At 41.9% G+C, this 11236-nt stretch carries 6 protein-coding genes; 5 read left to right on the forward strand and 1 reads right to left on the reverse strand.

The features are described from left to right. Nucleotide 1: 1 nt before the first annotated feature. Entirely contained in the window at nt 2-3136 is a 3135-nt protein-coding gene (locus tag HFD85_RS07505) for a glycosyl hydrolase (RefSeq protein ID WP_167607160.1), read from the reverse strand. A 308-nt stretch (nt 3137-3444) separates the two neighbouring features. On the opposite strand from HFD85_RS07505, the gene HFD85_RS07510 reads away from it, so the two are divergent. The 5 genes from HFD85_RS07510 (at nt 3445) to pdxA (ending at nt 11218) form a co-directional block, all read left to right on the forward strand. Then, nucleotides 3445-4440 carry a LacI family DNA-binding transcriptional regulator gene (locus HFD85_RS07510; RefSeq protein WP_167607162.1) on the forward strand — a complete coding sequence of 332 codons (996 nt, stop codon included), beginning with the start codon at nt 3445-3447 and terminating at the stop codon, nt 4438-4440. A gap of 167 nt (nt 4441-4607) precedes the next feature. After that, nucleotides 4608-7841, forward strand: coding sequence for a DUF4957 domain-containing protein (locus HFD85_RS07515; protein ID WP_167607164.1), 3234 nt, complete (start codon nt 4608-4610; stop codon nt 7839-7841). Nucleotides 7842-8112: 271 nt separating this feature from the next. Next, the gene (locus tag HFD85_RS07520; protein WP_167607166.1) at nt 8113-9261 is read left to right on the forward strand and encodes an iron-containing alcohol dehydrogenase; all 1149 of its coding nucleotides are present in this window, start codon (nt 8113-8115) and stop codon (nt 9259-9261) included. Next, the gene (locus tag HFD85_RS07525; protein ID WP_167607168.1) at nt 9261-10175 is read left to right on the forward strand and encodes a dihydrodipicolinate synthase family protein; all 915 of its coding nucleotides are present in this window, start codon (nt 9261-9263) and stop codon (nt 10173-10175) included. Before HFD85_RS07520 ends, HFD85_RS07525 begins: the two co-directional genes overlap by 1 nt. A gap of 11 nt (nt 10176-10186) precedes the next feature. Then, nucleotides 10187-11218: a 4-hydroxythreonine-4-phosphate dehydrogenase PdxA gene (pdxA, locus tag HFD85_RS07530; RefSeq protein WP_206081908.1), complete on the forward strand. Its 1032-nt coding sequence runs from the start codon at nt 10187-10189 to the stop codon at nt 11216-11218. Nucleotides 11219-11236: the final 18 nt, after the last annotated feature.

Raw genomic sequence — 11236 nt, forward strand, 5'->3', positions numbered from 1 at the left:
GTTAATTGCTTTCAATGCTTGTTATTTTGGCCGATTCGATTAAGCCAAACGGAATGTTATAATATTGGTCGGTCCAAATAGGATTATCGCCATATGTTTTTCGGATGTCGTACCAGTCTTTTTTGCCCCGTCCATCGGGGAATCCGCCGGCACCCGTAAAACTGTTGGGGCCAACTTTAACCAACTCACCTTCTTTATGATGGTGTGGCCCCAGCAGGTTTCGAAGCGAGTTAACCAGAACTAAACTGACCCGGTTTTCACCTTCGACCAGGTATTCTGTAATGTCGGTTTTAAACGGCGACCAAACCAGTGAGTCAACAGCCTGTCCGTTAATTTTCACAACGCTTGCAATGGCTTCGCAATTGGGCAGTTCAAGAAAATAGTTTTTATTCGGTTCCAGCGGATCGATATTCACGTTTTGTGACAACTCGAAGGCTCCGGCATAAAAAGGATAACCGGATTTGGTTAATTCGCCACTAAAACTGTCTTTTTCTTTGCCAATGCTAAACGAAGTAAACGAATAAACCGGTCTTTCCTGAAAATCTCCGGTACCGTTTCGTTGTGTATTGTTTGTGATTTCTTCGTTGTTGCCAAATACTGCAAAATCACCAGTCAGGTAAATGCTTTCAATTTCGGTTCCGTAACGCGATTTCGGATCGTCGCTCAAAGGTTGTGGCGCTTCAAAATTCAGCCTGAACTGAATTGAATTTTGTCCTTGTTTAAGCAATCCTGAAATATCCGACGAGCGGAAGGTGTGATCGATATAGAAGCCTTCGTCGCTAAACGAATATTTTTCTCCGTTCACTTTAATTTCACTGAACATCCTGGGTTGTTCAACAACCAGTTTGCAGTTTGCAGGTACTGCTTCAATGTCAACTGAATAATCAAGAATCAGTTTGCCCGAATAATTTTGGTCGGCCAGCCGGTTAAAAATACCGATTACAGGTTCAGGGTTACTGAAAACTTTACCATTTGTGGAATAGCTTGCGAAATCAAGTGTTAACGCATTTGGCGACAGGCGATGACCTGTCCAGTTATTGTCCAAAATAATGTCGTCTTTGCCCGGGTTGGGCAATTGATATGTTCCACAAATTACAGCTTCTTTACTCAAGTTGCTTGAAGTAATCCAGAAGTTAGAGGAAGCCGGCAATTCCAGCGTGAATATTTCATTTGATCCGGCTTCAAGTTTGTAGCATTTTACTGCCGATGGATCCCATAAAACAATTTCTTTGGTTAATAAAGTGCTACTCATTTTAAAACGAATGGCTCGGGTATGTGAGGTGTTGGCCAGCTGAATTAAAGTTCCGTTGGGAACGACGCGGGTTTGCACCCAAATTTTATCTGATCCATCGCCCGAAACAAGAACTTGCGGATTAACATACTTTTCTAAAGTGGTCCCAGGATTATCTTCGGATAAATCAATTATCGTATTTTTCAAGGCATCGAGTTGCTCCCGATCCGCTTTGCCATCAACAAACTCAGGAAACCGGCCGGTGTTAAATACGAGTCCACCTTTCAATTGCAATTCTTTTATAAGATCGATCGTACTCTGCCTGATCGAGATCATATCGGGAAGCAAAATGTGCTGATAGTTCATTTCGCCGATAACCAGGTTTTCGCCATCAACAAAAGCTGTGTCGGCCATAATTTGTTCGTCACCAATATCGTAATCGTAATGATGCGCCTGCAGCATTTCAAGCACTTTTAACATTCCCGAAGTAAATTCACCTTCGCTGTTACTTTTGATGTATTCACTTTCCAGCGGACTAATCACCAGTAATTGAGGCTGGTATTTTCCGATGGAAGCGGCGTATGCAATGCGCCCCAGGTAATCTTCTATTTTTTTGTTGTAGTTCCAGTATGGCTGCTGGTACGAAAAAGTTGGCGGATAATCTCTTTTACGGTGGCCTTTCATACTGTATAAAGTAAGATGCGGGCAAAAGTGGTTCACGCCCAGGATACTGTGCCATCCTGCCAGCCATTTTCGGTCTTCGAAATTCATGTTCTGCCCGCTGATTCCAAACAGTTCGCTCAGCCTTTTTTGTTTTCCGAACTGGTTGGCAACGCTACTCAGATTTCGGGCTGTGATCAGTTTGTTATCGATGGACAGTCCCAGCATATCCATTCCGGGCTGCTGCATGGTGCGGTAGTGCAACATGGTGTTGGCCGCACGGTCACGTACTTTTTGAAGCACATCTTCAGCCAGGTAATGGCCGGTGTAATCCATGTTGTTGGCGGCACAAAAATCGCTTAGTTGTTTGGTATAGCTTTCTTCGAACAGGAGTGCTTTGGCCCGGTAATACTGCATCCGAACTTCACGCCAGTTATCCTTCTCTTCGTATAAAAGCGGCAGTTTGGTTTTCAGATCGTAACCGTATAATTCTTTAAACTTTTTTTCGAGCCAGGGCGAGTAGGAGAGTGTTCCCAGGTTGGGTGTATTTCGATCGAAGTACCGGGCATGAACGTGGGGTTCATCAGAAAATATGGCGGGGGTGTAAGTGGTGATCTGTGAGCGGTATTTCTCCGAATAAGGACGGTAAGAAACATCGATAAATGCCTGAACCGCTTCAGGATTGAACAAATCGACATAACAAGTGCCATTAAAAATATCGTAGCCAAACTGCGCGGTATACAATACATAATTGTATAGACTGTCGCTGGCAATTATTTCAGCACCAGCGGGTAGCTTCGTTTTTTTATCAAGTTTAGCCAGGCATTTTGCCCGGTAGTCTTTGCTCATACGCGGAATAATACCACCGGCATAACCGCTCGGCCATTTGTCCTCGTCGTAAAACATGCAACGCAAACAGGATTCGTTGGCGGCGTCGACAGCGGCCTGCATCACTTTCCACCAGTCATCGCCCAAAAAATCGGTGATCAGTCCCGAGCGACTGTGCAGGTAAAATCCACCAAATCCTGCATTTTTAAAATCTTTAATCTGCCAAGCTATTTCTTCCTCGGTCAGCGAATCATTAATGGAATAAAACGGGTGTGAACGGAATTCATTGATTGGATCAACAAAATAACTGTAAGGTAAGCTATTCAGCGCATTAGCATCCGGTTCTGTGTCCGATTTTACGCAACTCCAGCATAGTGGAATCAGCAGAAATACAATATATAATAAGGTTTGCCTCATTTCTTTACCGGATTGTCAGAACCTCAAAATTAAGAAGATTTTTGATAATGTAAACGTTACCATAGTTATTCTTTGTAATCTTTCAGAAAAGGCACTTCACAGAATTTTCTTTTTTAAAGAATAGTATTTTCTGAAATATATCGAAATTAACTTCAAGTTCCTTTATTACAGAGTTTTGTTTGAGAGGAAGGCATGTGCTTTCGCGAAATATTAAAATAAAATAATGTGAATCGTTTTTATTTTTGAGTGAAAACGTTTACATTAGCTGCACTGAATTGAACGGTAAAACTAAATTAAAACTTTGTCTTATGGCCAGTATGGATGATGTAGCAAAACGCGCCGGGGTTTCAATAGCCACGGTTTCGCGTGTACTCAATAATAATGGCAAAGTAAACGAAGCCACCCGCGCTCGCATCCTTAAAGCAATCAAAGAACTTAAATATCAACCCAGTAGAGTTGCCAAGCGTTTGCGGTCGAAAAGTGTTTCGAGCAATTTGCTGGGTGTTCTAATTCCTGATATTCAGAATCCTTTTTATGTTGAAGTATTGGAAGGCATTGAAGAAGTAGCTTACAATAATAATTATGCGCTTATCATGTGCAATTTTGGTCAGGATGAAAAAAAGGAGAAGCTTTACCTTGAAATATTGCAGTCGGAAGCGATTGATGGTTTGATTGCGGCGCCAGCCAGCGAAGAAGATGTTCAGCTAAAAAAAATGGTAAAAGACGGTTTGCCGGTAGTTTGTGTCGATCGAGGGCTTTCCGGAATCGATGTCGACGTTGTATTGATAGATAATGAAACCGGTGCTTACAATGCCGTGGATTTTTTGGCAAAGTCGGGTTATAAGCGAATTGCTCACATTACGGGTTTGTTATCGATTCCGTCGAGCGTTTTAAGGGAGAAAGGATATAGAAATGCATTGATCGACAATGGCTTGCCGGTAATCGATGAGTTAATCAAAAACGGCGATTCGAAATTGCCCAGTGGAATAAAACTGTGTGAAGAACTGCTCGCATTACCCGAGCCTCCTGATGCTATTTTTACTGGTAATAACCTGATTACACTGGGCGCACTCGAAGTCATTCATAAAAAGAATTTAAGAATACCTGATGATGTTGCCATCCTCGGATTCGATGATATGTTTTGGGCCAGCTCACTCAATCCTCCGTTAACTGCGGTGCGTCAACCGGCGCGCGAGATCGGAAGAAGAGCCGGTGAATTGTTAATCCAACGGATAAATGAGCCCGATCGCTCGAGTATTCAAATGATTTTAAATACCGAATTAATGAAACGTAGCTCGGCCTAAATGCGTAATAGTTCAGACAGAATTTTATGTCTCCAAAAATGTAAACGTTATCATTTAGTAGGTTATTTCGCTAGTGTAATGATCTGTAATATAGGGTGATAAAAGAGAAAAACGTAAACAAATAGCAAATCAGATTAAATTTTATTGTGAAACTAAAAATTATACCTATGAGAAATTCTACTTTTAAGATTCTTTTGATGGCTTGCATGGTTATCATTGCAGGCTTTGCAAATGGTCAGGCAAAACCAGAGAATTATCCTACAATCGGACAATCTTTTGTTAAAGACGCCGAGACCGCAACTGCGGTTTTTACCATCGATTTTAATACTACTGTTGTGCCCGCCAGTTCGTGGACCCAGGTAAATGATTCAACCGTTGAGTTTGATATGAAAAAAGCTCGTACAGGTAGAGGTATTGCAGCGTGGGTTTATGCATCAGATACTGCCGGTGCTCCAACATTGAATCCGAACGAAGATTTTAAAGTAAGAGCTTCAGGACGGTTTCGTAGCAATGAAAATCCCAACCACGTAGCGAGTGTCGATTCTTTGCAGGCAATTCTTGCGAAGTGGGAAGAAGTTTATGCCGGAACTGATAAGGCTGGTGATAACACACTCAATAACTATTCTGCCTGTGTTTTTGATGTAGATGGCGACCCAAACAACCAGGCATACGGTGTGCACCCCGGTATTTACAAAAAACTGGATAACGAGTTTGTTTTCAGATGGGCAGGTCAGGTACTGACATCTGATTTCGAGTTTGATATGTGGACTTACGATCCGGGAAATACGGATTCAACTGCAACTTATTATTTGCGTGTTGATTTTAGTGATATCGATACAACTATTGAGAATATCTATACTACAGGAAGTGGCCTGAAACATATTAAACTTGCCGAACTAACCGGCCTTGAACTTTCTGATTTTAGCAATCAAAGCGAGGTTCATATTTTTATTGGAACCGAAGGTACGAATACAGAAATTGCAGAAGGTGTTTATGATCCTGTAGTTGTATTTGATAACATGACTGTTTCTTTTGCTGCTCCTGCATGGATTGAACCCGCAGGTGGTCAGGACGGAGGAACTTTCGGAAATGCTGATGCACCATTTGAAGGTGTTATTGGAGAAAATACTATGGTTTCTATTCCTCTTAAATTGAAAGGTCGTGTTGCTCCGATGACAATAACCGATAAACTTTATAAAAATAATACAGGTGATAAAATGAACAAAGTGCTAACTTTTCCTGACACTTTGGGTATAATGGCCAATGACGGTAGTGGTAACTATACGGTTGAGGTTCCTTATACATTTACACCTGCAGCTTTTGACATGGGAACTCAGACATGGTCAGAGCAGAAAATTACCATTGCTGCTCCTGAAATGGCTGAGGATTTTGATGTAATGTTTTCGTTTGAGGTGCTTCCGCAATCTAAAAGTTATTTTTCAAACATTGAGATAGAATCTACTGTTCGTGTTACCTATCAGGCTCATGTAGTTGGTAATGGTTCTACTATTATTGATTTAACTGGTGTTGAGGACGGGTATAGTCTTGCAGATACTCTTTCGGGGGTACCAGATAGTGCACAGGTGCTGCTCGCTCCGGGGAAAACCTATAATGTTGGCGGATATTCTTTCGATAAGTCAATGGTAATTACAAGCAGCAATCCTGATGCAGCCGATATGCCTCATATCTTTAGTGATTCAAACTTTGATATGGTAGAAAATGCGTCTGTTGGGTATTTAGTTTTCAGAAACTTACACGTAACTGGTGAATTTGACAGTGATTATCTGATCAACATTAGTAAACAAAGTAATATTGGTGACTTTGTAATCGAATCATGTAAAATAAAAGCTTTGCGTGGTATTGCGCGAATAAAAGATAATCCATCAACTATCGAAAATTTCATGGTGTCGGACTGCGTAATGGACAGTATAAATAATTATGGTCTGTTAACCATGGATAAGGATGGTGGTGCAGTGAATAACATCATGATTACGAACTCAACATTCTCGCGTTTTGTTTATTTTATTGTAAGCAGAAACAATTCTAATTCATTGGTTATTGATCACTGTACTTTATTTGAAGTTCCGGAGAAAGGTCGTCAACTATTAAGATATAGAGGAGGAGATGGGAAAAATAATATTTTTGGAGGATTGTCAATTCAAAAATCTATCCTTGGTCACGGCTGGAACCTGAGCGGTGAAGATGATTATGGTATTAAAGGAAAAGAAGGTCTTGTGTCGACACCCATATCCCTTAAAGACGTGTATGCAACAAGTGATTTTGCATATTCAGGAGATACTATTCCAGGTGTGCCGACACATACATTTGATGTAACTTCAATGGATCTTTGGATAGCTCCGACAGCTGGTAACTTCAATTTCTCAGATATGGATATCGCTAACAAAAAATTGGGCGATCCACGTTGGGTATATGAAGATACTACTGTTTATCTGTTATATGCCGGTGCCGGTACTCCTGAAGCAATGGAGCCAAGTGATTCACTCGCTGTTGATTACCTGACAGGTGCAGGATACAATGTAATGTATGTTGATGATAACGATCTGGTTGCCGGTTACGATTATTCTTCGTACCAGGCACTTGTGATTGGTGAATCTTGTAGCTCGAGCAGAGTAGTTCCTTTTGGAAAAGACGATAATTATCCAATTCCATTAGTTTCAATGGAAGGATTTGGTGTTAGAGATGACAAGTGGGGATGGATTAGTACAAGAGATTATTTCCAGGAAAGCAGAGCTGCTGTTCAGAATATGGATATGAAAATCCTCAACAATTCGCATTACATTACTGAGGAACTTGCAATGGATCAGGTTGTATCCTTATCAACTGCCGATCCAAGTGGCAATATTTATGCCTGGGGTCTTGCCCTGGCCACAGATGTTCCGGGAGCGATCGCATTAGGACAAAATACCAATTCGGAAATCACAGCTCCAATGATGTGGGCTGTTCCAAGAGGAACATTGCTTGGTGCTTCAGGACAGGTTAATATGAATCGTATAGTGATTTTTGCCGCAAACGCCAAGGGATTGGATGCATCAACCAGCGACTTCTTTATGTTGCTCGACCGTTCTATTCAGTGGGTACTGGGAGCCGGAACAACTGTTGGTATTAAGCCAGAAATTGAATTCGCCAGCGATGTAGTATTCTATCCCAACCCAGCAAGAGAAATGGCAACTTTACGTTTCTCAATGGACAGAATGGATGATGTGAACCTGTCGGTTTACAACCTAGTTGGACAGAAAATGAGAGTTGAAACCCCATCATTCCTACCCGAAGGCCAGCATGAAATTCAAATTCGTACCGGCGAGATGAATGACGGAATGTACATTTACGTTCTTCAGATTGGTGACGAAGTGCACAAAGGAAAATTCAATGTTATGAAATAAGAACAAGTTGTAATCCTAATATAAGGTGGGGCTTTGCTCCACCTTTTTTTTGTCTCTTTTTGTCAGGTTTAAAGGCTTGATGCGGCTTTTATGATAAAGGTGTATTATTCTCAGTGCTATATAGAAAAACGTTTACACCGAAGTTCATATTTGGTAATTTAAATACTTTGTTAATAGCGAAAATAAATAATGTAATCGTTTACATTATTTTGCACTTTTTTTTCTATTTTTACAGTCTGATATATAAAACTAATTTGTTCGAACTTTACTTATGGGGCCTATCATATCGATATATAATCCATCAAAGCTGGTTTTTGGGGCTGATAGCTTCTCTTCCTTTGTTGCCGATATTATTACATCGGGTGCAAAACGCATTTTTATTTTAACCGTTTCCGAAATCCTGGAGCAGGTTGAATCGGGTTTTGCACAAATTCGTAATTCAGGTTGCGAAGTTGCAGTCAATACCGATATCAGACAAGAACCTTCGTTCGACGATTATAAAAAACTGTTGGCAAAAGTCGATCAGTTTAATCCGGATGCGGTTGTTGGAATAGGAGGAGGAAGTGTGCTTGATGCTGCAAAGCTGATTGCTGCGACTACCGGAAACGAAGTAAAAATTGAAGAGTTTTTAAAGGGAAATAAGAAACTAAACCGGAATACGCAACTGATATGCCTTCCTACTACTTCTGGTACCGGAAGCGAAGTTTCGCCAAATGCCATTTTTTTCGATCCTGAAACCGGAGGCAAGGTTGGAGTTATCGATCCGCAACTTGTTCCCGATGCAGCATACATCGATCCGATGTTGACCATTAGTGTGCCGCCTGCCGTTACAGCTTCTACCGGTCTCGATGCTTTAACGCATTGCATTGAAGCTTATGCGAACCGTTTAGCAAATCCGATTAACGATTTGCTGGCTTTTGAAGGCATAAGGCTGATCGGACAAAACTTAAAAACAGCTTTCGAAAACGGTAACGATGTAAAAGCACGCGAGAAGGTAGCCCTGGGAAGTATGTATGGAGGAATGTGTCTGGGGCCGGTAAATACAGGAGCCGTGCATGCCTTGGCCTACCCACTCGGAAGCAACTATAAGATTGCACATGGTGTGTCGAATGCCATGTTGCTGCCTTTTGTGTTGGAATATAACCTGGAAGCTGCGGAAGAGAAATATGCCAATGTAGCCTTAGCATTGGGTGTTGACGACGAAGGCAACGATAAAGAAACGGCTTTGGCGGGAATTCAGTTGATTCGTGAAATGATTCGGGATTTTAAAATTCCAGGAAGTTTGTCCGACTTGAATATTGGCGAAAATGAAATTGAGGAAATGGCGCATTCGGCACTAAAAATTCAGCGCTTACTAAAAAACAACGTACGCGAGGTGAAACTGCAGGATGCCATTGATATTTATACGAAAGCAAAGTGATGAAGAGCGATTTGAAAAAATATGAAGGTGTAATTGTGCCTATGGTAACACCGGTTAATGCTGATTATTCCATCGATAAAAAAGCGGTAGGAAAAATCATCAATTCATTTATTGATGCCAAAGTGCTGCCATTTGTTTTGGGTACAACCGGGGAGGTAGCGTCGCTTTCACCCAGTCAGAAAACTACGCTGGTTAAGGAAGCAGTTGATGCAGTGGATGGGAGAGCACCTTTATTTGCAGGTCTGGCCGGTAACTCCATTCTGCAAACCATCGACGAAGCAAAACGATATACCGATATGGGAGTTAATGCACTTGTTGCTCTGGCTCCCAACTATTATCCCATCGAAGCGAAACATGCTCTGAAGTGGTTCGAAAAACTGGCTGACAGTGTAACCTTGCCTTTGTTTTTATACAACATCCCGGCAACTACACATCATTCTATCTCGCTTGATGTGGTGGAAACGATGAGCCATCATCCGAATATAGTCGGTATTAAGGATTCGGAAAACAACCAGACCCGCTTGGAAGAATCGCTGGAAAGATGGGCTTCGCGCGAGGACTTTTTATTTTTGGTAGGTTGGGCGGCTATGTCGGCTTTCGGATTAAAACGTGGAGCCAATGGAATCGTCCCGAGTGCGGCCAACCTCATTCCTGAATTGTATGCGGGATTATATGAAGCTGCAAAAAATAACGATTTTGTTGAAGCTGAAAGAATTCAGGGACTCACCGACAAAGTTTCGGCTTACAACCAAAGTGGCCGAACTGTAACAGAAGCCATTCCTGCACTTAAAGCACTGATGTCGTTAAAAGGATTGTGCGGAACGCAGGTAATGCCGCCAATGTTACAAATGGAAGAAGCAGAATTGAAAGCTTACCTGGATGAAATGGAAAATAAAATACTGAACCTGGCTTAACAGGAAAATATATGAACGGTACTAAACCAATTTTAGCAATCACGATGGGAGATCCGGCCGGTATCGGTCCGGAAATCGCCATAAAAACATTCGAAAATCCTGAACTTCATAACTTGTGTCGCCCGATACTTGTGGGCAATACGGCCATTATGGAGCAGGCACTTCAGTTTTCAGAAAACGCTTTGCTGGTTAAAAAGATTGAAAGCGTTAAAACTGCCACTTTCGAACCGGGAGTAATGGAGGTTTTGGATATTGATCTGGAACCTGGACAACCCATTCATTTTGGTGAAATTTCAGCGACTGCCGGCAATCTTGCTTTTCACTCGGTTGTAAAAGCTATCGAACTGGCAAAAAGTGGCGAAGTTGACGGGACGGTTACAAATCCTATTCATAAAAAAGCTATTAACGAGGCAGGTCATCATTTTTCGGGACACACCGAAATTTATGCCGAATACACGAATACGCCAAAATATGCCATGTTGCTTGCCGACGATGCTATTAAAGTAATTCACGTGAGCACACATGTTTCGTTGCGCAAAGCTTGCGACCTGGTAAAAAAAGCGCGTGTGCTTGAAGTGATTGAGATCATGAATGCAGGTCTGAAACGACTTGGAATTTTGAATCCGAGAATTGGTGTAGCCGGATTAAATCCGCATGCAGGCGACGAAGGATTGTTTGGCGACGAGGAGATCAACGAAATAAGTCCGGCCATTAAAGAAGCCCGTAGCAAAAGGATTGATGTAACAGGGCCGGTACCACCCGATACTTTATTTGCACTAGCCAGCGGTGGCCGGTTCGACGGGTGTGTGGCCATGTATCACGACCAGGGGCATATTCCGTTTAAACTGACCGGTTTTCACTGGGACCAGGAAAAAGGGAAAATGAAAAGCGTGAACGGTGTGAACATCACTTTGGGGCTCCCGATCATCCGCACATCGGTTGATCATGGAACCGCTTTCGAAATAGCCGGAAAAGGAATAGCCAGTCCCGATGCATTGTTGAACGCAGTTCAATATGCAGTAAAACTGACAAGGAACAAATAATATAAAAAGAAGAATTGC

It is taken from the genome of Maribellus sediminis (assembly GCF_011799805.1).
Lineage (GTDB): Bacteria > Bacteroidota > Bacteroidia > Bacteroidales > Prolixibacteraceae > Draconibacterium > Draconibacterium sediminis_A.